The sequence below is a fragment of the Kitasatospora sp. NPDC090091 genome (assembly GCF_044747365.1).
In the GTDB taxonomy this organism is placed as follows: Bacteria; Actinomycetota; Actinomycetes; order Streptomycetales; family Streptomycetaceae; genus Kitasatospora.
Genome location: NZ_JBIVDY010000019.1, coordinates 185,386 through 210,729 on the forward strand (window position 1 = coordinate 185,386; position 25,344 = coordinate 210,729).

The following is a 25,344-nucleotide window of genomic DNA, read 5'->3' on the forward strand; positions in this document are numbered from 1 at the left end:
TTCCCGGCGGCCCCCCCCGCCCCCCGCGGCCGGGCGGGCGCCCGCCCCACCCCCCCCCGCCGCGCCCGCCGCGCCCCCCCCCCCCCGGGGGCCGCCGCGCCCCCCGCCGGCTCGGCGCCGGACGCGCCCGGACGCTACGGCATGAGCCCGTCCGTGCACGGGGCGCCGGGCTCCGGTGTCTGCGGCCCCTGCACGTACTGGGCGAGGAAGGCCTCCACGCGGGGGTCGTCCGGGCTGTCCACCACCAGCTGGTTGCCCCAGGCGGTGAGGGTGATCTTCCCCGGCTCCGTCGGGTAGGGGCTCAGGAAGGTGTACGGCTTGCCCTGGACCCGGGCCGCGAGTGCGGTGACGTCGGCCGGGGAGGCCTGGTCGTTGTAGGTGATCCAGACCGCGCCGTGCTCCAGGGAGTGGACGGCGTTCTCGTTCGGGACGGGCTTGGTGTAGACGTCTCCGTTGCAGTTGAGCCAGACCGGACTGTGGTCGCCGCCGACGGGCGGGGTCTGCGGGTACGCCACCGGCGTCTGCACGTGCGTGCGCCCGAGCTTCCCGAAGGTCTGCACACCCGCGATCGGGGCCTTGCTCTTGGCGCTGTCGTCGGTGGCGGTGACGGCCCAGATGCCGCCCGCCACCACGCCGGCCACGATGAGACCGGCCACTGCCGAGTACACGATCTTCCGGCGGCGCTTGCGCCGCAGGTCCTCCTGGTGCATCGCCTCGGTTCTGGCACGGCGGTCGTCGGACCGTTTCCTGGGAGCAGCAGCCATGGCCGGGCCCCTCTCGCCGCCGCGCGGGCGCACGGCGTTCAGTTCCAGTATCGCCGTCGCGCCCGCGGGCCGCCCGCGGCCGCCGCTGCGCGTTCCCGCGCCCCGTGAGACCCGCAGGATCAGCTCATGTGGATAGCGTGAATCGGACCACTTCTTTCAGTTTATTAGTTGCGCCCGGGCCACCGAGGCCTGCGCACCGCCCTCGACCTGGAGGTTCCGGCTGAGCGCCAAGGGGGAGGTTCGGACCGGAAATCCCGCTCCATTGACACGATCACCACCTCCTCATCACTCTTGGCTCATCGCCAAAGCTGGTGTGAATTGATCTCAGCTTGCCATTCACCCCAGCTGATGGCGCTGTTGAAGACCAGTCACCGAAGGAGGTGTGTGCGATGAAGAAGATCGTCGTCCGCAAGGCCGGCCCGGTCCGCCTGACCAGTGCGGCCCGCGCGCTGTACCTGCCGTGGTCCTGCGCCGTGCAGAACTGACCGGCCCCCTCCCCCGGGGCAGAGGGGGAACGCGGTGCGGGCCGGCCACCACGTCCGGCCCGCACCGCTCAACCCCGCCCCCATCCACCTCGCGCAGGAGGATCCGTGCACTCCTCCACGGACAGCGGTTCCACCGCCCCCGGCCTCGATCTGGACCGGCCGGTACCGCTCCGCCGACTCGTCTACCTGCCGGAGGCCGACGAGGTCACCATCGGCAGCCCGGAGAACGACACCTACGCCGTCTTCCCCGCCGACGGCGCCGCATTGGTCCGGATGCTGGCCGAGGGCCTCACACCCCGCGAGGCCGCCGAGAACCACCGGGCCGCCCACGGCGAGAGCGTCGACATCGCCGACCTGGTCGAGACGCTCGTGGATCTCGACCTCGTCCGTCCCGGCGGCGACGACGCAGCGGCCGGACCGGCCGCGCCGGTGCGCTGGCAGCGGCTGGGCCGCCTGGTGTTCAGCCCGCCGGCACTCGTGGGCTACGCGCTCGTGGTGGCGCTCGCCGTGGCCGAGATGATCCGGGTGCCCGAGCTGGTCCCGCGCGTCGACAACCTGTTCTTCAGCTCGTCCTACACCCTCGTCGTGCTGATGCTGTTCGTCGGTCAGGTTCCGCTGCTCGCCCTGCACGAGGCCTTCCACGCCCTGGCCGGCCGCCGGCTCGGCCTGCGCTCGCGGCTCTCCATCGGCCGCCGCCTCGTCTACCTGGTGCTGGAGACCTCCCTCGACGGCCTGGTCGGCGTGGCGCGCCGGAAGCGCTACCTGCCCATCATGGCCGGCATGCTGGCCGACGCCCTGGTGATCGCCGTGCTCACCCTGGTCGCCGACGCGACCCGCGACGCCGACGGGGTGGTCGCGTCGCTCTGCCTCGCGATGGCCTACGCGACGGCACTGCGCCTCGCCTGGCAGGGGTTCTTCTACCTGCGGACCGACATCTACGTCCTGCTCAGCACGGTCCTGGGTTGCGTGGACCTCCACGCCGCCGCAACCGACGTGCTGCGGAACGCCGTTCGGCGGGTCACCGGGAAGCCGCCGCTGGACCTCTCCGCCCACCACCCGGTCGACCGGAGGGTGGCGCGCTGGTACGCCTGGCTGATGCTGGTGGGCTACGTGTTCACCCTCACGATGTTCGCCGGGGTCGTCGTACCGACGGCGTACCGCATGCTGCACGACATGTGGCTGCGCCTGACCGGCCAGGCCTCCCTGGGCGGCCGCCTCGACTCGCTCGCCCTCATGCTGCTCAGTCTCGGGCAGACCGCGGCCGTCGTCGTACTCGCCGCCCGCGAGCGGCGCGCCACCCGGTCGGCCTGAGCCCCGCACGCCCCCTACGCCCCTGCGCCCGCCCCCGCGCCACCGCACGAAAGGCAGCTGTGTCATGGCCGAACACCGCCACCACTGGGTCCGCGCCACCGGGCGCCCCGCCCGCGTCGACGCCCGCGAACGGCTCGGCCTGCCGCCCGTGCTCGCCGTGGTGAACGCCGACCGCCGGCTGCGCGGGCCCTACACCGCCGTCGGCTCGATCCTGCGGGCGATCGTCCCGGACGCGCTCGCGCGCTGCCCCGAGGCCGTCACCGGGCACGACATCGAGATCCTCTCCACCACGCCGGAACTGCGGGACCTCGTGCCCGCCACCCGCGAGACCCTGACCTCCCTCGCGGTGCCCAAGGAGCGCACCCGGTTCTACTCCGCGCTGCGCACCCTGCGGATCGCCCACGGCCTGGTCGAGTTCCTGGAGGCGTACCTGGGCTCGCTCGGGTCCGGGCCGCGCTCGCTGATCGTCGACGACGCGCACCGGGCCGACCCCACCGACGCCGAGTTCCTCGCCGTCCTGCTGCGCCGCATCGATCCCGCGCTGCTCACCGTGGTCGTCACCACCGGCAGCGAACCGCCCGAGCGCCCGGCCGGCATCGGGAACGAGGACCTTCCGACCGCCCTCGCCACCTGGTGCGAGGTGCTCGCGCCGCCGGACCGCGGCAGCCGGTCCGAGCCGGGCCGACCGGCGGAGGGCACCGCCCCCGCTCCGGCCGACGCCGCCCTCGGCCGCCGCCACATCGCGGACGACGGCGTCGGCGACGACCCGGCCGAGCTCGCCGCCTACCTCGGCCTGCCGCCCACCGAACGCGCCAGGCTGCACGACCTGCGGCGGGCGGAGCTGGAGACGACCGGCGAATCCTCCCTCCGGCTGGGCGCCATCGCCTGGCACGCGGAACACGGCAGTGACCCGTCCGGCACCGGGGCCGACACCCTGCGTCACGCGCTCGACCACTGCATGGACCTCGGCTACTACCACGCCGTCCTCGACCTCGGCGAGCGCGGCCGGCGATTGGTCACCCACGAGAGCAACCCGGACCACTGGTGGGCCTTCACCACCAAGATGACCACCTCCTACGCCGCGCTGGGCCTCGCCGAGCTGGCACTGCCGCTGTACGACGAAGCCCGGGCGCTCAGCAGCTCACCCGAGGTCCACATGCAGGCCGCGTACGCCACGGCGATGCTCCACACCCGGCACTTCGACGCCGACCGGCGCGACCACCAGCTGGCCCGGAGCTGGGTGAACCAGGCGATCGCCTTCGCCAAGTGGCATCCCGAGCCGAAGGAGCGGGAGGCGCGCGTGGTGTTCAACCGCAACGGGCTCGCGCTCATCGAGGTCCACCAGGGCCGCCTGGAGGAGGCGTTGTCGCTGCTGGACGCCTGCATCGACCGGCTCGACGAGACCCTGGACGCCCACGAGCACGCACTGCACCGGTCCGTACTGCGCTACAACCGTGCGCAGGTGTACGCGGGCCTCGGCCGCCACACCGAGGCCGTGACCGACTACACCGCAGTGATCGCGTGCGATCCCAACTACGCCGAGTACTACTTCGACCGGGGCATGCTCTGGCGCGACCTCGGCCGCCCGGAGCAGGCGCTGGCCGACTACGACCGGGCCATCCGGCTCTCGCCGCCGTTCCCCGAGGCCTACTTCAACCGGGCCGACGTCCTCGCCGAGCTCGGCGACACCGAGGCGGCGGTGGCGGACTTCGGCTACGTCCTCCAGCTCGACCCGCAGTTCGCCGACGCCCGTCTCAACCGGGCCTCCCTGCTCGTCGAGTCGGGGGAGCACCGGCTCGCCTGGACCGAGGTCCGGGCCGGCCTCGCAGCCACTCCGGACAGCCCGCAACTCCTCTGTCTGAAAGGTCAGTTGCTGGCAGCCGACGGCGACGCGGCCGCGGCGGCCGAAGCCTGGGAAGCCGCCCTCACCGTCGACCCCGAGTACCCCCAGGCCTGGGCCCTGCGCGGTGAGCTCCGTTACGAGCAGGGCGACCTGGACGGCGCGAGCGCCGATCTGGCCCGCGCGGTCGAGCTCTCGGGCGACCCCGGCATGCGGTTCAACCTGGCCGTGGTCCACCACGACGCCGGGCGCTACGGCGAGGCGCTACGGCTGCTCGACGAAATACCCGGCTCCGCCGAGGACGTGGACGCCCGGCTGCAGCGGGCCCGTTGCCTGATCGGGCTCGACCGGGCGGACACCGCCAAGGAGGAGCTGCTCGCCTGCCTGAAGGCCGATCCGGACTCGGCCGAGCAGGTGTACGAGCTGATGCCCGGCCTGGCCCACGCCTGACCGGGCCGCCGTCCGGCCGGCCCGCCACAGCACCGCCCCGCCACCCGGCCTCGGACGCCGGGCGGCGGGGCGGTATCCACCACACCGGGCGGCGGTACCCACGACGTCAGCGCTGTACCGCGGCGCGGCCCAGCTCGCCGCGCACCCGGCCGCGGACGTGTGCCACGGCGGGCGAACCGGTGTACGCGGCAGCCACCTTGACGAGCCACGCCGCCTCCTCCCGAAGGTCCGCCGGCACCGGGTGCGGCACGCATCCTTCGCCGGGACCGACGGGAAAGCGGTGCCCGGCCCGGGCCGCCTCCAGCCCGGCGGCGATGGCCGCCGCCTCCACCACGGCCGCGAGCTCCTCCGCATCGGCGGGGCCGACGACCTCCGCCACCCAGCGTGGTACCGCCGGATGCAGATGGGGCCGGAGGGCGAGCTGGCCGTCCCGGATCTCGATGATCCGCCGGTACAGCGCGAACCGGACATCGCCCCGCCGCCGGCCCCTGCGGCCACCGAACAGCCTTTCCGGGGGAACGAGTTCGATCTCCGGCAGCGCCGCCCGCATCGCCGACCAGAGCGGACCGAGCCGACGGTGGTCGCGCCGGGCCCGCGCGCGTCCGGCCCGGTCGGCCCAGGCCGACGCGGTCGCTCCGGCGAAGCCCAGCGTGACGCAGACGGCGCCAGCCACCGCGGACACCCGGTCACCCACGGCGCGCGGCGGCGCGGCGCGACGGCAGGCCGAACACGTGCCGTAACCGTCCCACCTGGTCGGCGAGTTGGCCGACCGCCGGGAAGAAGCGTGGGCGGTGCAGTGCGCGGTGCAGTGCGAGCGAGGCAACGAGCTCGGCCTCCTGCTCCTGTCGCTCGGTGTATCCGGACCGGCCGAGCACCCTGCGCACCAGCTCCTCCGGAAGCCGGGTCGTCAAGGCGTGCGACAGCGGGCCGCTCGGCCCGGAGTCCCCGGTGTGCCCGCAGAGGAGGTGCCCGATCTCGTGCAGCACGATGTGCTGCTGGTGCAGTGCCGTGGTGGCGACCGGATAGCCGATGTAGTCCGCCCGGTCGGTACTGATCAGCACCCCGCACAGCGAGGACTCCGGGCCGGAGAGCGGCATCAGTTCGATGGGTCGGCCGCGCCGCAGTGCGAGCGCCTCGGCCAGCGCCGGTATGCCGAAGGGCTCCGGAAGCGGAATAGACTCCGCGACCCCTCTGCACCGCTGCCAGAGCCCGTGCTCAACCCCACCCGAATACCCCACGATTCGCCCCCCTGGCGTTCGATCGGGAGGCGATCCTACGGACGCGGAAACGCCGAGGGAATCCGCTGCACCGTGAAGGCCGCTACCTGCCTCCGGCCTCCCGGCGGGCGATGGCCTCGATCATGTCGCTGATCGTACCGAGACCTTCGGGCGAGAGGGTCACCGCGCGCAGGGCCACGTCCCGCACCCCGGCGTTGCGCAGCGCTCCGAGCAGTGCCAGCTCCTCGGCGATCCTGGCGCTCTGCCGGTCGTCGAAGAAGTACATCGGCGGCACCTGGAAGAACTGCGCCAGCGCTTCGAGGTGCCGCTTCGTCGGGTTGTCCCGGCGGCCGGTCCGCAGCTGCCAGAGGTAGGTGGCCGAGAAGCTCTCGCCGGTCGCCTCGCGGCAGGCCCGGGCGACCTCCTCGTGACTGTACTGTTCACGGTCGGGACGGCGGACCACATCGAACAACCGGTCCAGCTTCGCTGCGAGCGTGGACGCACCGGATTCTGCTTCGGGCACGGCACACCTCTTCCCTCACCCCGTGCGCACGCTTCGTGCGCAGTTGGATCACTCGCGACGGTGCCTCATCCTAGGGCCTGTCTTCAGACTCCAGAGAGCTCGGTCAGGTCCGTACGAGTGCGGGCATGCCGCGGTGGCGGCCGGCGAGCGCCGCGTCCGGCGCCGGCCCGGACCGCGGAGCCCCGACGGCTCGCCACACCCCGATGTCGATCCACCCGGGGAACGGCGCAGGTGGCTGCGGTGCGAACCGGAGGATGTCGATCTGTCGGGCGTTTCGCGCATGCCGACTGCTTGACATGTACACGATGTTCGGCTTTAACCTGTTAGGCCTTACCGGTGGGTAGCATCCCCCGAGCCCGGACGTCCCATTCAGGAAAATCGCGCCCTTGCGCCCCGACTGCGGGCGCGTCATGTCATTGGCCCGGCCCCTGCACCGTGACTGTTACGGAGAATCCATGAGGCCCACTGTCCCCTCGGCCGATCTGGTCATTGGGATCACCCCGTTCCATGAGCCGGACGCCGGCCTGGCCGAGGCCCTGTGCCGAGCCGGCGCGCTGGGAGTGCTGGACCTGGGAACCGGCGATCGGCGGGCACGGGAGGAGCTCGCCGACCTGCGCGAGCGGGCCCCGGGCCGGTTCGGGGTCCGGCTCGGCGACGGCTGCCGGCTCGGGCCGGACGGCCTGGGCTCCCCCGAGCACTCCGGCGTGGACACCGTGGTGGTGGACAGCGGGGCCATCGGCTGGGACACCGCACGGCTCGCCGACGGCTACCGGGTGCTGGTCGAGGTGACGGACCTGCCGGCGGCCCTGGCCGCGGTGAAGGCCGGGGCGCACGGCCTGATCGTCCGCGGCTGCGAAAGCGGCGGACGGGTGGGGGACTTGAGCACCTTCGTGCTGCTGCAGCAGGTGCTGGCGGCTCCCGGGATCGACGTGCCGGTGTGGGCCTGCGGCGGCATCGGGCCGCGCACCGCCACCGCCGCAGTGGCGGGTGGAGCGTCGGGTGTGGTCCTCGACAGCCAGCTGGCCCTGCTCGCGGAGTCCGCGATCTCCGACGAGGCCGCGGCCGCGGTGCGCGGCATGGACGGCACCGAGACCGGCATGGTCGACGGGCGCAGAGTACTGCGACGCGGCCGAAGAGGCGAAGCAGCCGACCCGCACACCGTCCTGACGATCGGTCAGGACGGCTTTCTGGCGGATCGGTTCGCCACCCGGTGGAAGACGGCGGCCGCCGCGGTGCGAGCGGTGCGCGAGGGCGTGCTGGCGGGTCTCCGGTCGGTGGCACCCGAGGAAGCGGCCGCATCCCTGCTCGGCCTGCGGACACCGCTGGGCCGGGCCCTGGGCACTGCACTGCCGGTGGCGCAGGGACCGATGACCAGGGTCAGCGACCAGCCCGCCTTCGCCGCGGCGGTCGCCGAGGCCGGGGCCCTCCCCTTCGTGGCCCTTGCACTGACCGACGCCGGGGGCACGCGTGACCTGCTCGCCCGCACCGGTGCCGCGGTCGGTGCACTCCCCTGGGGTGTCGGCATCCTGGGCTTCGCGCCGGAGGAGCTGCGCAACGCCCAGCTGGCCGAGGTACTGGCCGCCCGGCCCGGTCACGCCCTGATCGCCGGCGGCCGCCCCTCACAGGCGCGGGTGCTGGAGGAGGCGGGCATCCGCACCTTCCTGCACGTCCCCTCCCCCGGGCTGCTGCGGCAGTTCCTGGAGGACGGCGCGCGCAGATTCGTCTTCGAGGGCTCCGAGTGCGGCGGACACGTCGGGCCGCAGCACAGCTTCCCGCTGTGGGAGGCGCAGTTGGCGGTCCTGGAGGACTTCCTCGACGCGGCCGGAGGGCGGCCGCCGGTCGATGGACAGCCCCAGGCCGGGGGGCAGCCGCGCGTCGAGGTGCTGTTCGCCGGGGGCGTGCACGACGAGCGGTCGGCGGCGATGGTGGCCGCGATGGCCGCACCGCTCGCGGACCGCGGGGTGGCGGCGGGGCTGCTGATGGGCACGGCCTACCTGTTCACGCAGGAGGCAGTGGAGCTCGGCGCCGTCCAACCGCAGTTCCAGCGGCAGGTGGTGGCCGCGCAGGGGACGGAGCTGCTGCAGACCGCACCGGGCCACGCCACCCGCTGCGTGCCCAGCCCGTTCACCCGGGAGTTCACGGCGACCCGCGAGCGGCTGCGGGCCGAGGGCCTGCCCGACCGCGAGGCGTGGGAGCGCCTGGAGAAGCTGAACGTCGGACGGCTGCGGGTCGCCAGCAAGGGCGTCGACCGCGCCCCGGAAGGGCTGGTCCCGGTCGGCGAGCAGGAGCAGCTGGACCGCGGGATGTTCATGGCCGGGCAGGTCGCCGTCCTGCGCTCGGCCACCACCACGCTCGGCGAACTGCACGCGGCCGTCACGACCGGTGCCGCCGCGTTCCTGTCCGCCGGCGCCACCGCGGCACTGGAGCGCCTGGCGGGCGAGGTGGCGGGCGCGCCCGAGCCGGCGCCGCTGGAGATCGCGGTGATCGGCATGTCGGGCATGTTCCCGCAGGCCCCCGACCTGCCCGCGTTCTGGGCGAACGTGGTGGGCGGGGTGGACGCCGTCACCGAGGTCCCCGTCGAGCGCTGGGACCCGGCGCTCTACCACGCGCAGGACGGCGGGAGCGGCACGACCCCCTCCAAGTGGGGCGGCTTCCTGCCCCGGATCCCCTTCGACCCGCTGGCCTACGGCATCCCGCCGTCCGCGCTGGGCAGCATCGAGCCGGTCCAGCTGCTGGCGCTGGAGGCCGCGCGCCGCGCCCTGGTCGACGCGGGCTACGACAGCGGTGTCGGTGACGGCGGACGGGCCTTCGACCGGTCGCGGGCCGGGGTGGTGTTCGGCGCCGAGGCGGGCAGCGACCTGTCGAACGCCGGCGTGCTCGGTGCGGTCCTGCCGGCCTACCTGGGCCGGGTGCCCGAGCCGATCGCGCAGCAACTGCCGGTCCTGACCGAGGACTCCTTCCCCGGCATGCTGGCCAACGTCATCTCCGGGCGGATCGCCAACCGGCTGGACCTGGGCGGCGGCAACTTCACGGTGGACGCGGCGTGCGCCTCCTCGCTGGCGGCCCTGGACGTCGCCTGCCGGGAACTGGTCACCGGCACCACCGACCTGGCCGTTTGCGGCGGCGCTGACCTGCACAACGGCATCAACGACTACCTCCTCTTCGCCTCGGTGCACGCGCTCTCCCCCACCGGCCGCTCCCGCCCCTTCGACGCGTCCGCCGACGGCATCGCGCTCGGCGAGGGCGTGGGCTGCGTGATCCTCAAGCGGCTGGCGGACGCCGAGCGGGACGGCGACCGGGTCTACGCGGTCATCCAGGGCATCGGCAGCGCGAGCGACGGCCGCTCGCTCGGGCTGACGGCACCGCGGCCCGAGGGGCAGCGCGCGGCGCTGGAGCGGGCCTACCGCAATGCCGGGATCGGGCCGGAGCAGGTGGGCCTGGTGGAGGCGCACGGCACCGGCACCGTGGTCGGCGACCGTACCGAACTGGCCATCCTGGAGGCGGTGTTCACCGAGGCCGGAGCCGCACCGGGCAGCTGCGCGCTGGGCTCGGTCAAGTCGCAGATCGGCCACACCAAGTGCGCGGCCGGCCTGGCCGGCCTGATCAAGGCGGCGCTGGCGCTGCACACCGGCATCAAGCCCCCGACCCTGCACCTGCGGCAGCCCAACGCGGCCTGGCAGGACGACAGCCCCTTCGTGTTCCACGGCGAGGCCCGGCCGTGGGCCCGGCCGCCGGCCGAACGGGTCGCCGGCGTCAGCGCGTTCGGCTTCGGCGGCACCAACTTCCACACCGTGCTGCGCGGTTACGCCGGTCCGACGCCGGCCCACGGACTCCAGGAGTGGCCGGCGGAGCTGTTCACCTTCCGCGGCCGCGACCGGGCCCAGGCGCTGCGCGGGGCGGCCGAACTGCTGCGGCTCGCCCGGGCCGACGGTGCGCCGTGGCGGCTGCGCGACCTGGCGCTGGCCGCGTCCCGGCGCGCCGAGGCGGGGCAAGGGGCGGTGCAGGCCGCGGTCGTGGCCGGCAGCGTGGCGGAGCTGATCGACCTGCTGGGCCGGGCGGCGGCCGGGGAGCACGCGCCGGGCGCCGGGCTGCACCTCGCCGACCCGGACGGCGCCCCGGGCGGCGAGGTCGCGTTCCTCTTCCCCGGGCAGGGCAGCCAGAAGCCCGGCATGTTCGCCGAACTCTTCACCGCGTTCCCGCAGTTGCAGCGTCAGCTGCGACTCGGAGCGACGTACGCCGAACTGCTGCACCCCCCGGCCGCCTTCACCCCCGAGGCCCGCGAGGGGCAGCGCGCCGCGGTGACCGACACCCGGGTCGCGCAGCCGGTCCTGGGCATGACGAGCCTCGCGGCCCACGAACTGCTGGCCCTGGCGGGCGTACGTCCCGACCTGGCCGGCGGCCACAGCTACGGCGAACTGGTCGCCCTGTGCGCCGCCGGGGCGCTCGCCGCCGACGACCTGCCGGCGCTCGGCGCCGAGCGGGCCCGCTGCATCCTGGACGAGGTCGGCGAGGGGGCGGACCCCGGGGCGATGGCCGCCGTGACCGCCGACGCCCGGTCCGTCGAGCAGGTGTTGACGGCGGCGGGGCTGGCCGGACGCGTGGTGGTGGCCAACCACAACGCGCCGCAGCAGACGGTCGTCTCCGGCGCGACCGACGACGTGGCCGCAGCGGGCACGCTGCTGCGCGAGGCGGGGTTCGGGGTCAAGCGGCTGCCGGTCGCCTGTGCCTTCCACAGCCCGCTGGTCGCCGGCGCCGGCGGACGCTTCGCCGCGGCGCTCGCCCACCGCACCGTGCGGGCCCCGGAGTTCCCGGTCTGGTCCAACCGGACGGCCGCCGTCTACCCCGCGGATCCGGCGGCCGTCCGCGCCGAACTCGCCGCCCAGATCGGCGCACCGGTGCGGTTCGTGGACCAGATCGAGGCCATGTACCGGGCAGGAGCCCGGGTGTTCGTCGAGGCCGGCCCCGGCACGGTGCTCACCCGCCTGGTGGCGGACGTCCTGGGGGACCGGCCGCACCGGGCCGTTCCGCTCGAACGGCGTCGCACAGGAGTGACCGGATACCTCGACGCGCTGGCGGAGCTGGCGGTCGCGGGCGTGCCGGTCCGCACCGGCCGCCTGCTGCGCGGCCGCGACGCGGTGGAGGCCGGACGGGCCGAGCCCCCGCGCCGCCCCGGCTGGGTGGTCGACGGCCACCTGGTGCGCACTGCCGCAGGAGACCTTCTGCCCGGCGCGCTCGCGCCGGCCCGACGCGTACCGGAGACCCTGATGACGGCCCAGCAGCCCGGCCCGCACGCCGGATCCACCGAGAGCGGTGACGCGCTGATCGCGGACTTCCTGCGCACCAGCCGGGAGCTGATCGCGGCCCAGCGCGACGTTCTCATGACCTACCTCGGGGCCGGGACGGGCACCCCGGCCATCCCGGCCGCTCCGCAACCGCTGCCGGCCGTCGCCGACGTCCACGCCCCTGCCGCTGCCGGCGCCGTCGCCCAGCAGCCGGCGCCTGCCCCGGTTCCGGCCCTGGCCCCGGCTCCCTCCTCCGCTCCGGCGCAGGTCACCGCAGGCGGGGTGGAGGAGGTGCTGCAGGTGGTGGTCGAGGTGATCGGGGAGCGGACGGGCTACCCGGCCGACATGATCGAACCCGAACTGGACCTCGAAGCGGATCTGAGCATCGACTCGATCAAGCGGACGGAGATCGTGGGCCTGCTGGCCCGACGGCTCGGCGGCGGCTCGGGCGGAATGCCGGAGCTGGACGATGCACAGGTCGAAGAGCTGACCCGGGCCCGCACGGCCCTCGCCATCGCCCGCTGGCTCACCACCCGCACCGAACCGGGCTCCGCGGCCGACGTGGCCGACGCGGCCGGCACGGCCGCCCCGGCCGGCGCGCCGCCCCTCACAGGGCACGAACCCCTGCGGCTGTGCTTCACCACCACCGCGCTGCCCGACCCCGCGGCTGCGTCCGAAACCCTGGCCGGCAGGCGCTTCGCCCTGTTGGGCGACGACGCCCACCTCTGCGCCGACGCCCTCACCGCCCGGCTCACCGCGCTCGGCGCGACCGTGCTGCCCCTCACGGCGACCCACGAACTGTCCGAGGCGGACGGACCCGTGGACGGCGTGCTGCTCCTGGACCCGCTGCGCGAGGACGGGGCACCGGTGCTGCCCGGTGCCGTGCCCGCGCTGCGGGCCGCCCTGGCCCGCGACCCGCAGTGGCTGCTGGCCGCCCGACCGGCCACCGCGCCCGGCGGCCCCGACCCCGACCGGGAGGCCGAGGGGCGGGGCGACGGACTGCGCGGGCTCTTCCGCAGCCTGGCCCGCGAATACCCGCACACCGCCGTGCGGCTCGTCGAGATCGAGGACCCCGCCCGGCAGGCCCCGGACGCGCTGGTCGGAGAGCTGCTGGCCGAGGATCGCGAGCCGGTGGTGCTGCGCGGCCCGGCCGGGCGCCGCGGCATCACGCTGGTGGAGGCGGGCCTGGGCGCGGTGGCCGGCAGGGGGGCGGGGCCGGCCGGCGACGGCGTGGCGGAGGCCGCGGCCCTGGGCCTGGACCGTGACGCCGTGGTGCTGCTCGTCGGCGGCGCCCGCGGCATCACCGCGCGGTTCGCCGCCTCCCTCGCCGCCGCCTCCCGCTGCCGGCTGGAACTGCTGGGCCGCACGGCTGCGCCCGACGGTCCGGAGGATCCGGCGACCGCCGGCGCCCGCGACCGGGCCGAGCTGCGCAGCGTCCTCGCCCGCCAGGGCGTCCCGCTGGCGCAGATCGACGCCACCGCCTCCCGCGTGCTGGCCGGCCGCGAGGTCGCGGCCACGCTCGGGGAGCTGGCGGACCTGGGCTCCACCGCCTGCTACCGGACCGCCGACGCGGCCGACCCGGCCGCGCTGCGGCAGGCCGTCAAGGAGATCCACGCCGAGTACGGCCGGCTGGACGGTGTCGTCTTCGCGGCCGGCGTGATCGAGGACCGGGTGTTCGCCGACAAGGACCTCGCCTCCTTCCAGCGGGTCTTCGCCACCAAGGCGGACGGCGCCGCCGCGCTGCTGGACGCGCTGGACGAGCTGCCGTCCGCACCCCGGTTCACCGTGCTCTTCGGCAGCATCGCCGCCGCTCTCGGCAACCGCGGCCAGAGCGACTACGCGGCCGCCAACGACGCGCTCGAACAGGCCGGCGCCCGCTGGGCGGAGCGCACCGGCAACCGGGCCCTGACCGTGCACTGGGGCCCCTGGGCGCCGACCGGCCGGCACGGCGGGATGGTCTCCCCCGAGCTCGCCCAGGACTACGCCCGCCGCGGCGTGCGCCTGATCGACCCGCAGGCCGGCACGCTGGCGCTGCTGCGGGAACTGGCCTGGGGCGAGCCGGGCACCCGCGCCGTCGTCTACACCGCCTCCGGGTGGTGAGGCCGTTGACGGGCACGGCCGTGCCACCGGTGGCCGTGGTGGGGATGGCGGTGCTGCTGCCGGGCGCCCCCGACCTGGCCGCGTACTGGCGGAACCTGGTCGACGGTGTCGACGCGATCACCGACGTGCCCGAAGGGCGCTGGGACGCCGGCTTCTACGACCCCGGGGCCCTGGCGGGACCGGCCGCGCCGGACCGGCTCTACTGCCGGCGCGGCGGTTTCGTCGACGGGTTCGCGCAGGTGCAGCCGACCCGGTTCGGCATCATGCCGGCCTCCGTCCCCGGCACCGAGCCGGACCAGTTGATCGCCCTGCAGGTCGCCGACGCCGCCCTCGCGGACGCCGGCGGCGGCGACCGGCTGCCCGACCGCGACCGGGTCGGGGTGGTCCTGGGCCGCGGCGGCTACCTCACCCCGGGCCTGGTCCGCCTGGACCAGCGGGTCCGCGGTGCGCACCAACTGGTGCGCACCCTCGGCGAACTGCTCCCGGAACTGTCGCCCGGCCAACTGCGGCGCGTGCGCGAGGCGTTCGCCGACCGCCTGGGCCCCGACCGCCCCGAATCGGCGATCGGCCTGGTACCCAACCTGGCCGCCTCCCGGGTGGCCAACCGGCTGGACCTGCGCGGCCCCGCCTACACGGTCGACGCCGCCTGCGCGTCCTCGCTGGTCGCGGTCGACCAGGCGGTCGGCGAGCTGGCGACCGGACGCTGCGACGCCGTCCTGGCCGGCGGCGTGCACCACTGCCACGACGTCACGCTGTGGAGCGTGTTCACGCAGCTGCGCGCGCTCTCCCCGAGCCAGCGGACCCGCCCGTTCCACCGGGGCGCCGACGGCCTGCTGATCGGCGAGGGCACCGGCATGGTGGTCCTCAAGCGGCTCGCCGACGCCGAGCGCGACGGCGACCGCGTGTACGCGGTGATCCGCGGCACCGGGGTGGCCAGCGACGGCCGCACCGCCGGGCTGACCAACCCCGACCCGGCGGGCCAGAGCCGCGCCGTCCGGGCGGCCTGGCGGGCGGCCGGCCTCGACCCGGCGGCGCCGGGCGCCCTCGGCCTGCTGGAGGCCCACGGCACCGCCACTCCGGCCGGTGACGCGGCCGAACTGGCCACGCTCGCCGAGGTGTTCGGCCCCGCCGCGGCAGGCCGGGAGCGGGCGGTGCTCGGCTCGGTCAAGTCGATGATCGGCCACACCATGCCCGCCGCCGGCATCGCCGGCCTGGTCAAGGCGGCGCTCGCGGTCCACCACGGGGTGCAGCTGCCGACCCTGCACTGCGACGACCCGCACCCCGGGCTGGCCGCCACCCGCTTCCGCACGATCGGCACCGCGCAGCCCTGGGAGACGGCCGGCGGGGGCCCGCGGCGTGCCGGGGTGAACGCCTTCGGCTTCGGCGGCATCAACGCCCACGTGGTCCTGGAGCAGGCCCCCGCCCAGCCCCGCGGCGCCGCCCTGCCCGTCACGCGGAAAGCCACGCGCGCCGCCGCACCGGAACCCCCGCGGGCCACCGCCGTGGTGGCCGAGCCGGAGCGCGTGCTGCACCTGGCCGCCGACACCCCCGAGCGGCTGGCCGAGCTGCTGGCCGCGGACGACGCCGCCGTGCTGGCCGCCGACCGGCCGGAGCCGAGCGGGCCCGGCAGCCCCCCGTCGCCCCCGTGCCGGCTGGCGGTCGCCGACCCGACCGGGAAGCGGCTGGCCACCGCCCGGCGCGCCGTCGGGCGGGGCGCGCCCTGGCGCGGCCGCGGCGACGTCTGGTTCACCCCCGCGCCACTGCTGGCCCCCTCCGCCGCCGGCCGGGGCGGCCCCGGCTCACCCGCCCCGGGCAAGGTGGCGTTCCTCTTCCCCGGCCTCGAAGGCGACTTCACCCCGCGGGTGGACGAGGTCGCCGACCACTTCGGCCTGCCCCGCCCCACCCTCGCCGACGGCACCCGGACGGACGACACCCGGGCCGACGACATCGGCCGGCACGGCGTGGGCGTCGTCACGGTCGGACGGCTCCTGGACAGCGCGCTGCACCGCATCGGCGTGCGCCCCGACGCGGTGGCCGGACACAGCGTCGGGGAGTGGACCGCCATGATCACCGCCGGCCTCTACTCCGGCCGTCAGGTGGACGACTTCCTGGACGCCTTCGACCCCGACGCCCTGCACGTCCCCGGGCTCGCCTTCGCCGCGCTCGGCACCTCCGCCCACGACGTGCAGCAGACGCTCGCGGGCCTGGCGGGCATGGACCAGGTCGTCCTGTCGCACGACAACGCCCCGCTGCAGTCGATCGTCTGCGGCCCCGAGGAGCCCGTCGCCGAACTCGTCCGCCGGTTCCGCGCCCGTGGCGTGCTCGGCCAGGTCCTGCCGTTCCGGTCCGGCTTCCACACCCCCATGCTCGCCCCCTACCTGGCCCCGATCCGCCAGGCCGCCGAACGCTTCCGGCTGCACCGGCCGACCGTGCCGGTGTGGTCCGGGACCACGGCTTCGCCGTTCCCCGACAGCGCGGCGGAGGTGCGTTCCCTCTTTCTGCGCCACCTGCTCGAACCGGTGCGCTTCAGACCCCTGGTCGAAGCCCTGTACGCGGCCGGGTTCCGGGCCTTCGTCCAGGTCGGCCCAGGCCAGTTGGGCTCCCTGGTGGGCGACACCCTGGGTCGGCGGGACCACCTGGTGGTCGCTGCGAACTCGCCGCACCGCGACGGACTCTCCCAGCTGCGCCGCCTCGCCGCCGCCCTCTGGGTCGAGGGCGCCGAACCCGACGCGGCCGCGCTTCGGCCCGCCCGGGCGCGGACGCCGGACTCCCGCGCCACCCCTGCGGCACGGACGCACCCGTCCGTACCGCTGGACCTCGGCGGCGCTCTCGTCTCGCTGGAGCCGGCCACGGCCGCCGCCGTGCGCGCCGAGCTCGCGCCCGCCCTGCCCGCCGCTGCGCAGGCACCTGCACCGGGCGCCGCCGCACCCGGCACCGCCGTACCGCCGAGCACCGCGGCACCGGCCCGCGCTCCCGGGGACTCCCTGGGTGCGCTGCTCGGCACCCACCCGGTGGCGGCCGAACTCGGCGCCCTCCTGCGCGACACCGAACGCGCCGTCACCGAGGTACTCGCCCACCGCCGGTCGGCCGCGGTGCCGCAGCGCCGGACCGCCCCGGCACGGCCCGTCCCCCCTGCCCCGGCGCCGCGCCGGGAGCAACCCGCACCGGAACAACCCGCACCGGTGCAGCCCGTCCCCGGCCGGGAGCACCCGCACCGCAGCAGCCGCCTGCGCATCTCGACCGACACCATGCCCTACCTGCTCGACCACTGCTTCTACCGCCAGCGCCCGGGCTGGCCCGACCTGGCGGACCGCTGGCCGGTCGTCCCCGCCACCACGATCGTCCAGCACCTGATGGACGCCGCCGAGCAGGCCGGGCCGGGGCAGGTGGCCGGCGCCCTGCACGACCTGCGCTTCGGCCGGTGGGTGCCGGCCGCGACCCCGCTCGACGTGGAGATCACCCTGCGGGACGCCGGCCCCGGCCGGCTGGCCGCCGCCTTCGGCTCCTACGCGTCCGGCACCGTGGAACTGGCGGACCGCCACCCGGCCCCGCCCGCCCCGTGGCCCGCCGGACCGCCGGAGGACACCGCCACCCGCCGGTCGCCGATGCCCGCCGCCCGGCTCTACGAGGACCGGTGGATGTTCCACGGCCCCGCCTTCCAGGGCCTGACCGCCCTGACCGAGCTCGGCGGGAGGCACGTGCGCGGTGTGATCACCGCGCCCTCCGCGCCCGGTGCGCTGCTCGACAACGTCGGCCAGCTGCTCGGCTACTGGATCATGGCCACCCACACCGAACGCAGCGTGGTCTTCCCGGTGGGCATCCGCCACCTGCGGCTGCACGGACCGCAGCCGAGCCCGGGCACCGAGCTGGACTGCCGGATCCGCATCACCGCGATCACCCCCACCACCCTCGAAGCCGACGTCCAGCTCCTGGCCGACGGCGCGGTCTGGGCGGAGATCGACGGCTGGCAGGACCGCCGCTTCGACAGCCACCCCGAGACCCGGCCCGTCGAACGCTTCGTCGAGCGCGCGACCCTCTCCACCCCGCAGCCCGGCGGCTGGGTCCTGCTCCACGAGCGCTGGCCCGACCTCGCCTCCCGCGACCTGATCATGCGCAACCACCTGGGCGCGGCCGAGCGCGAGCAGTACGACCGGCAGCCGCCGCGCGGCCGGCGGGCCTGGTTGCTGGGGCGGATCGCGGTCAAGGACGCGGTGCGGCGCCTGCTCTGGCAGGACTCGCCCGACCGGCCCTTCCCCGCCGAGATCCAGGTGTTCAACGACCCCTCCGGCCGGCCCCGGGTGCGCGGACTGCACGGCCGGCTGCTGCCGGACCTGGAGGTCAGCCTCGCCCACCGCAGCGAGATCGCGGTCGCCCTCGCCCGCCCCGCCCGGAGCGCCGGCGCTCCGGGGCCCGGGATCGGCGCGCCTGGCCCGGGGATCGACGTCGAGGAGGTCACCGAGCGCCCCGCCGAGACCCTGCCCGTCGCACTGCTCCCGCAGGAGATCGAGTTGTTGACGGCCTGTCAGACCATGGACGGCTCCTCCCGGAACGTGTGGTTCACCCGGTTCTGGGCCGCCAAGGAAGCGGTGGCCAAGGCCGAGGGCACCGGGTTCCGGGGCCGGCCGCACGACTTCACCGTGGTCGCCGCCGGCCCGGACTCCCTGCAGGTCGCCGTCACCACCTCGGACGGGCCCCGCACCCACCACGTCCGCTGCACCGGGGTCAGCAGCCCACCCGGCCTGCCGCGGCGCGACTACGTCGTCGCCTGGACCACCGACGACCCCGAGCACCATAACCCCGAGCACCGCGACCCCGAGCACCGCGACCCCGAAGGACGGACGGCGTGACCACCAGCGAGCACCTCTCCCCCACCGGCCCCGAGATCCTCACGGAGATCACCGGCATGCTCGCCGCCGTGCTCGACGAGTACGGCCTCGACACCGCCGAGGTCACCATGGAGACCCGGTTCACCGAGGACCTCGGACTGGAGAGCATCGACCTGGTCACCCTCGCCGGGCTTCTGCGCGAGCGCTGGGGCGACCGGATCAACTTCGCCGAGTTCATCGCCGACATGGAGCTCGACGAGATCATCGGCCTGACCGTGGGCCGGCTCGTCACCCACGTCGAGGAGCTGCTGCAGGACACCGACCGGCTGCCGGGCGCGGACCGGCTGCACAGCGCGGAGCGGACCTGACATGGCCTTCATCGACCTGGACGGGCTGCGCTGCCACGTGCAGCGGCTGGGCCCGCAGGACGGCGGTCCGCCGGCAGCCACCGTCGTCCTGGTGCACGGGCTGCTCACGGACAGCCTCGCCAGCTTCTACTTCACTCTGGCCCCCACCCTCGCGTCCGCCGGCCTCGACGTGCTGATGTACGACCACCGCGGCCACGGTCGCAGCGGCCGGCCGGCCACCGGCTACCGGCTGGAGCACTTCACCGACGACCTCGAAGCCCTGCTGGAGCGTCTGGAGGTCCCCGGCCCGGTGCATCTGGTCGGCAACTCCTTCGGCGGCACGGTGGCCTTCGCCCTCGCCGCCCGCCGCCCCGAGCTGGTCGCCGGCATCCTGGCCATCGAGTCGGAACCGGCCTCCGCGGCATGGGCGACCAAGCTCGACGGCATCCTGACGGACGCCGAGCGGAAGCTGGGCCGGGAGACGGTCCTGCGGTGGATCGCCCGGCGCCGCGGCTCCCACACCGCCCGCCTCGCCCGCGCGGCCGGCACCCTGCTGGCCGAGACGACCCTGGCCCGTGACATCCCGGCGAGCCGGCTGCCCGCCGAGGCCGAACTGCGCGCCATCGCCTGCCCGGTGCTGGCCGTCTACGGCGCGCAGTCGGACCTGGCCGAGCAGGCGGCCTGGCTCGAACGGCTGCTGCCGCACTGCCGGAGCGTCACCGTCCCGGATCAGGAGCACTCCGTCCTGGTCGAGACCCCCGACCGGGTCCGCGAGCTCACGCTCGCCTTCCTGGCCGAACACGGCGTCGGCCTGCGCCGACCGTCGGCGGAGCCGCCCGCGGGCCGGACCGGCCGACCGACCGGCGTCCGGGTCGCCGAGGGGAGCGCCCGGTGAGCCGGTTCCTGTTCGTCGTCCCACCGCTGGTCGGACACGTCAACCCGGCCGTGGGCGTCGCGGCCGAACTGGCCGCCCGCGGCCACCTGACCGCCTGGGCCGGCCTTCCCGAGGCGATCGCGCCCCTGGCCGGACCGGACGCCGAGATCCACCCCTGCGCCGTCGCCCCACCGACGGACCGCGCCCCCGCCCCCGCCCTGCTCGAAGAGGCCTACCGGCGCCCGCCGGAACTGCGCGGCACCGCCGCACTGAAGTACCTGTGGGAGAGCTTCCTGATCCCCCTCGCCGACTCGATGGCCCCCGGCATCGAGGCCGCGATCACCCGGTTCCGCCCCGACGTCCTCGTGGTGGACCAGCAGGCCGTCGCCGGCGCACTGATCGCCGAGCGCCACGGCCTGCCCTGGGCCACCTCCGCGACCACCTCCGCGGAGTTCACCGGCGCGCTGGCGGGCCTGCCGCTGGTCGAGTCCTGGATCCGCGGGCTCCTGGACGGACTGCGCGGACGAATCGGCGACCCGGGCCGGGCCACCGACCCCCGCTTCTCCCCGCACCTCGTGCTCGCCTTCACCACACCGGAGCTGACCGGACCGACCGCCGACGGCGCCGGCCGGCCGATCCGCTTCGTCGGCCCGGCCATCACCCCCCGCCCCACCGAACCGCCGTTCCCCTGGGCCTGGCTGGACCCGGGCCGAGCCACCGCGCTGGTCACCCTCGGCACGGCCAACACCGACACCGGTGCTGCCTTCCTGACGGCCTGTCATCGAGCTGTGCGAGAGCGCTCCCACCGTTTGCAGGCGGTGATCGCCGATCCGGGCCGCGTCCTCGGGGCCCCGCCCCCCGACGCCGACGTCCTCGTCCTGCCCGCCGTCCCGCAGTTGCGGCTGCTCGAACACCTCGACGCGGTGGTCTGCCACGCCGGCCACAACACGGTCTGCGAATCGCTGTGGCACGGCGTCCCGTTGGTCGTGGCACCGATCCGCGACGACCAGCCGGTGGTGGCCGGACAGGTGGCGGCGTCCGGCGCCGGCGTCCGGGTGCGGTTCGGCCGCACCGACGCCACCCGGCTCGGCCAGGCCCTCGACGAGGTCGTCGACAACACCGCCCACCGCGCGGCCGCCCGGCGCATCGGCGACTCCTTCCGGGCCGCCGGCGGCGCGGCCGCTGCCGCCACCCACCTGGAACAGCTGACCCGCCCCCGGTCCGAACTCGCGGAGGAACCGTCCCCATGACCACGGCAGACCCGCGGCAGGCGCCGGCCGGCACAGCAGCAGCCGGCCCCACCGATCGCATCGCCGCCCTGCGGCCCGCCTACCGGGCCGACCTGGCCGACGGCACCGACCGCTTCTTCCACCCGCGCCGCACCGACTGCCCCTGGTGCACCTCCACGGCACTGCGCACCCGCCTGCACACCACCGACCTGCTGCAGCACAAGCCCGGCCGCTTCGCCCTGGACACCTGCGAGGACTGCGGGCACACCTTCCAGAACCCCCGACTGAACGACAAGGGGCTGGAGTTCTACTACCGCGACTTCTACGACGGCTCGGGCGAAGAACGCCTGGGCAAGACCTTCGCGGGCCGCGCCGCGCTCCACCGGAAGCAGGCCGGCTCGGTGCTCCCGCACAGCCCGGCACCCCGCAGCTGGCTGGACGTCGGCACCGGACACGGCCACTTCTGCGCCACCGCCCGCGACGTCTTCCCCGGCACCGAGTTCGACGGTGTGGATCTCAGCCAGGGCGTCGAACTCGCCGAGCGGGCCGGGCGGTTACGGCGCGGCCTGCGCGGCCTGCTCCCCGAACTCGCACCCCGACTGGCCGGGCAGTACGACGTGGTCAGCATGCTCCACTACCTCGAACACACCACGGACCCCGGCCGGGAACTGGCCTCGGCCCACCAGGTGCTGCGCCCCGGCGGGCTGCTGCTCGTCGAAGTCCCCGACCCCGGCAGCCGCTTCGCGCGCCTGCTGGGGCGGTGGTGGCTGCCGTGGCTGCAGCCGCAGCACCTGCACCTGGCCCCCGCCGCCAACCTGCACCGGCGCCTGGAGGCGATCGGCTTCACCGTGGTGGCGGAACAGCACGGCGAGGCACACGACCCGATCGACCTGCTGGCCGCCGGCTGGCTGCTGCTGGACCACCTCGCCCCGCGCGAGGACGCGCCCTGGCACCCCGACGGGCCCGGAGTGCTGCGGCGGATCCTGCGCCCGGCACTCCTCCTGGCCGGCGCCCCGCTCCTGATCGCCGCGGCGCTGCTCGACCGGCTCCTGGCCCCGATCGCCGGCCGCACCGGCCTCTCCAACGCCTACCGCCTCCTCGCCCGCCGCACCACCTGAGATGGGCCGGCCAGTTCGCGCCGGCCGAGCTCGACAGGGCTCAGGCCGGCGCCGGGGCGTCCTCGACCTCCAGCCCATAGGCGACGACGGCCTGGCGCAGTCCGCCCGGATATCCGGCGATGGCCGGGGTGAAGTCCCAGTTACCAGCACCGTCGCGATCGAACCGGCCCATCCTCATCGCGGTGTTGGCCGCAGCGCCGTCGGCCAGGTGTGCCACGGCCGGATCCTGGTCGTCACCGCCTTCGAGAATCAGCGCCGGCCCGGCGAACCCGGCCATGGTCGCCCCCGGACGGTTCTCGACATCGGCCGCGGCGATGATGACCAGCCGGTCGGCTTCGCTGGGCAGCCCGTCGAAGTCCACCATCAGGCAGGCATTGGCGTCGTCGTAACCGGTGACCAGACGCACCGAACCGTCGGGCGTGGAGCAGTTGTTGTAGAAGACGAGGTGCTCGTCCGACAGGGCCCTGTTGCCCTCGCACACCAGGGCGGCGATGTCGTACTCGTCCTCGCCGGTCCAGTGCAGGAGCAGGCGGGCCGGCTCGCCGGCCACCTCGATCCCGGGCAGGCCGTCCCCGTCCGCTGCACCGTCGCCGCCCACGGCGCCGTGACGCGCCGCTGCGAACACTTCGTGGAAGCCGTGGTGCTTCAGCAGACCGACCAGCTCGGCACCGTTGATCAGGGTGATCGGCTTGCCGCTGACGAACTGGTGTGAGCTCGGGCCGAACCTGCTCGTCGTGACGAGGACGGCCTTCGTCGCGTCCCGGTCGTGCTGCAGGGTGCCGTAGAGGTCGCGGACGGCCGAAGGCGTGACCGTGTCCCGGTACCGCTTGACCTGCACGATCACGTTCCCGCCGCGGAACGGGTCCGGGTCGGTCCCTCGGACGTCCACCCCGCCGTCCCGCGACCTGGCCGTGAGCTCGACCCTCATGCCCATGGCCTCCATCAATCGGGCCACGAGCTGCTCGAAATCGACCGGGTCCATCTCCAGGAGGAGCTGGAGCTCGCGCACCCGCTTCGCCATCCGGCCGCGGTTCGCCGTGGTGTCGTCACGGAGGTGACGGAACAGCAGCCGCTGCGCGCGGCGCTCGTCGGTGTCGGGGTTGTTGAGGCGGTGGAGCTTCCGACTCCGGGACATGGGTGCGCTCCCTCGAAGACGACCGGCGGTTGGCAGGCGTCAGAGTATGGGAACGAATGACGATTCGTCAGGCATGTCTCACAATCGATGATTTCGGCGCCCGTGTTCCGCCCCGGGGCGGCCCGGGGTGCCTCGTACGTGCGCCCCCCGTCGGTGAGCGTCGGGCGCGGTGCAGGGGCGCCGTGCGCGCGTTTGTGCGACGTGTGGGCGGCTGGGGACGGGTGGCGGTCCGATACACCTCGGGAGGCGAATGACGCCAGGCGTGTGCACAGAATGCGCCCCCTAACTCCATCATGCGCCCCCATTACCACCACACCTCCTGCACACACCCTATGACTCGCACGTCTCTTTGGGATATCACCGACACATGCGTACACGACAGCCGAGGGATCGGGCATCGGCGTGAGGGGGGCATCCACCGTGCAGTCAGGAACGCAGGACCTCCGGTCGGAGGGTCGGGCCGAGGGCGAGTACGAGCCGTCGTTCGCGCAGCACCGCATGTGGTTTCTCGACCGGCTGGGGGGCGGTCGCGGTGCCGAGTACATCGCGTCACCGATGTGGTGCCTCCACGGCCCGTTGGAGAGACCGGTGCTGGAGCGGGCGCTGGCCCAGCTGGTGGAGCGGCACGCGTCGCTGCGCACCCGCTTCGTCGAACGCGACGGCGCACCCCGCGCCTTGGTCGCCGACCGGTCGGACGTGCGGATCGAGTGGCGCGACGCCGCCGACGCCGCCGACGTGGCGCGGCAGGCCGAGGCCGTGGCGGGCCGGCCGTTCGACCTCGCCTCGGGGCCGCTGATACGGGTCGTCGTCTGGCGCCTGAGTCCGACCGAGCACGTCCTGCTGGTCGCCGTCCACCACATCGTCTCGGACGGCTGGTCGCTGGGCGTGCTCCTCCGCGAGCTGGGCGCGCTCTACGCGGGTGACGCGCTCCCCGCGCTCCCCGTCCAGTACGCGGACTTCGCGCACTGGCAGCGCCAGGAGCTGACCGGCGCGACCCTGGAACGGGGCCTGGGCTACTGGCGCGAGCGGCTGGCCGCGCTGCCCGCCCTGGAGCTGCCCACCGACCGGCCCCGGCCCACCGAACCCTCCTGGGCCGGCGCCACCCGCGAGTTCACCCTGGAACCCGAGCTGGTCACCCGACTGGAACGCCTGGGCCGGGCCCACGGCGCCACCCTCTACATGACCCTGCTCGCCGCCTTCCAGATCCTGCTCGGCCGCTGGAGCGGACAACGCGACTTCGGCATCGGCGTCCCCGTCGCCGGACGCGGCCGCCCCGAGGTCGAGCACCTGATCGGCCTCTTCGTCAACACCCTCGTCATGCGCACCGACCTCACCGGCGACCCCACCTTCACCGACCTCCTCACCCGCGTCCGCGACCACACCCTCGACGCCCTCGACCACCAGGACGTGCCCTACGAGCGGATCGTCCGGGAGCTGCGGCCGGAGCGGCCGGACACCGACTCCCTGATCGACGCCTGGTTCGCCATGCAGAACCTGCCGGAGGACGCGGAGGCCGGTCCGGACGCCGCCCGGTCGCCCGGGGCGCTGCGGTTCACCGACTTCGGGACCGACCGACCCCGGGCGCTCTTCGCGGTGTCCCTGTTCGCCCAGCCGCGTGCGGACGGGGTGGCGATGACCTTCGTCTACCGCACCGATCTCTTCGACGCGGTGACGATCGACCGGCTGATCCGGGGCTGCCGCACGCTACTGACCGCCGTCGCCGCCGAACCCGGCACCCCGATCGGCCAACTGCCGCTGCCCACCGAGGAGATCCGCACACTCCGACAGCTCGGCACCGGCGAACTCCCCACCCCCGCACGCGACACCATCGCCCAGTTCGAGG

The 25,344-nt window shown here is 74.9% G+C and carries 14 protein-coding genes; 9 read left to right on the plus strand and 5 right to left on the minus strand.

Annotation, left to right across the window (positions count from 1 at the left end; translation table 11 throughout):
- Positions 1-134: 134 nt before the first annotated feature.
- Positions 135-710, minus strand: a complete 576-nt coding sequence (locus ACIPSC_RS29635) for a DUF3105 domain-containing protein (protein WP_400829743.1) — start codon at positions 708-710, stop codon at positions 135-137.
- Between the two features lie 644 nt (positions 711-1,354).
- On the opposite strand from ACIPSC_RS29635, the gene ACIPSC_RS29640 reads away from it, so the two are divergent.
- Both ACIPSC_RS29640 and ACIPSC_RS29645 read left to right on the plus strand, forming a co-directional pair.
- Positions 1,355-2,560 carry a hypothetical protein gene (locus ACIPSC_RS29640; protein ID WP_400829746.1) on the plus strand — a complete coding sequence of 402 codons (1,206 nt, stop codon included), beginning with the start codon at positions 1,355-1,357 and terminating at the stop codon, positions 2,558-2,560.
- Between the two features lie 64 nt (positions 2,561-2,624).
- Positions 2,625-4,850 carry a tetratricopeptide repeat protein gene (locus ACIPSC_RS29645; RefSeq protein ID WP_400829748.1) on the plus strand — a complete coding sequence of 742 codons (2,226 nt, stop codon included), beginning with the start codon at positions 2,625-2,627 and terminating at the stop codon, positions 4,848-4,850.
- A 106-nt stretch (positions 4,851-4,956) separates the two neighbouring features.
- On the opposite strand, the gene ACIPSC_RS29650 is transcribed toward ACIPSC_RS29645, so the two are convergent.
- The 3 genes from ACIPSC_RS29650 to ACIPSC_RS29660 form a co-directional block, all read right to left on the minus strand.
- A complete protein-coding gene (locus ACIPSC_RS29650) occupies positions 4,957-5,523 on the minus strand; it encodes an MAB_1171c family putative transporter (RefSeq protein ID WP_400829750.1) in 567 nt (188 codons plus the stop codon).
- Positions 5,524-5,536: 13 nt separating this feature from the next.
- On the minus strand, positions 5,537-5,947 hold the full coding sequence (locus ACIPSC_RS29655; RefSeq protein ID WP_400829753.1) for a ParH-like protein: 411 nt from the start codon (positions 5,945-5,947) through the stop codon (positions 5,537-5,539).
- Between the two features lie 223 nt (positions 5,948-6,170).
- The gene (locus tag ACIPSC_RS29660) at positions 6,171-6,590 is read right to left on the minus strand and encodes an XRE family transcriptional regulator (RefSeq protein WP_400829755.1); all 420 of its coding nucleotides are present in this window, start codon (positions 6,588-6,590) and stop codon (positions 6,171-6,173) included.
- 455 nt (positions 6,591-7,045) lie between these two features.
- On the opposite strand from ACIPSC_RS29660, the gene ACIPSC_RS29665 reads away from it, so the two are divergent.
- Genes ACIPSC_RS29665 through ACIPSC_RS29690 form a run of 6 tightly spaced genes read left to right on the plus strand, consistent with a single transcriptional unit; the run spans position 7,046 to position 22,366 of the window.
- Positions 7,046-13,972, plus strand: a complete 6,927-nt coding sequence (locus ACIPSC_RS29665) for an SDR family oxidoreductase (protein WP_400829757.1) — start codon at positions 7,046-7,048, stop codon at positions 13,970-13,972.
- On the plus strand, positions 13,969-18,819 hold the full coding sequence (locus tag ACIPSC_RS29670; protein WP_400829759.1) for a beta-ketoacyl synthase N-terminal-like domain-containing protein: 4,851 nt from the start codon (positions 13,969-13,971) through the stop codon (positions 18,817-18,819). The genes ACIPSC_RS29665 and ACIPSC_RS29670 overlap by 4 nt, the downstream gene beginning before the upstream one ends.
- 56 nt (positions 18,820-18,875) lie before the next feature.
- Positions 18,876-19,166 carry a phosphopantetheine-binding protein gene (locus ACIPSC_RS29675; protein ID WP_400829790.1) on the plus strand — a complete coding sequence of 97 codons (291 nt, stop codon included), beginning with the start codon at positions 18,876-18,878 and terminating at the stop codon, positions 19,164-19,166.
- Between the two features lies 1 nt (position 19,167).
- Positions 19,168-20,040: an alpha/beta fold hydrolase gene (locus ACIPSC_RS29680; RefSeq protein ID WP_400829762.1), complete on the plus strand. Its 873-nt coding sequence runs from the start codon at positions 19,168-19,170 to the stop codon at positions 20,038-20,040.
- On the plus strand, positions 20,037-21,269 hold the full coding sequence (locus ACIPSC_RS29685; protein WP_400829764.1) for a nucleotide disphospho-sugar-binding domain-containing protein: 1,233 nt from the start codon (positions 20,037-20,039) through the stop codon (positions 21,267-21,269). Before ACIPSC_RS29680 ends, ACIPSC_RS29685 begins: the two co-directional genes overlap by 4 nt.
- Entirely contained in the window at positions 21,266-22,366 is a 1,101-nt protein-coding gene (locus tag ACIPSC_RS29690) for a class I SAM-dependent methyltransferase (RefSeq protein WP_400829767.1), read from the plus strand. Before ACIPSC_RS29685 ends, ACIPSC_RS29690 begins: the two co-directional genes overlap by 4 nt.
- A gap of 40 nt (positions 22,367-22,406) precedes the next feature.
- On the opposite strand, the gene ACIPSC_RS29695 is transcribed toward ACIPSC_RS29690, so the two are convergent.
- Entirely contained in the window at positions 22,407-23,501 is a 1,095-nt protein-coding gene (locus ACIPSC_RS29695) for a restriction endonuclease (RefSeq protein WP_400829769.1), read from the minus strand.
- A gap of 420 nt (positions 23,502-23,921) precedes the next feature.
- On the opposite strand from ACIPSC_RS29695, the gene ACIPSC_RS29700 reads away from it, so the two are divergent.
- Positions 23,922-25,344: condensation domain-containing protein (locus tag ACIPSC_RS29700; RefSeq protein WP_400829771.1), on the plus strand; the 1,423-nt coding region annotated here is incomplete at its 3' end.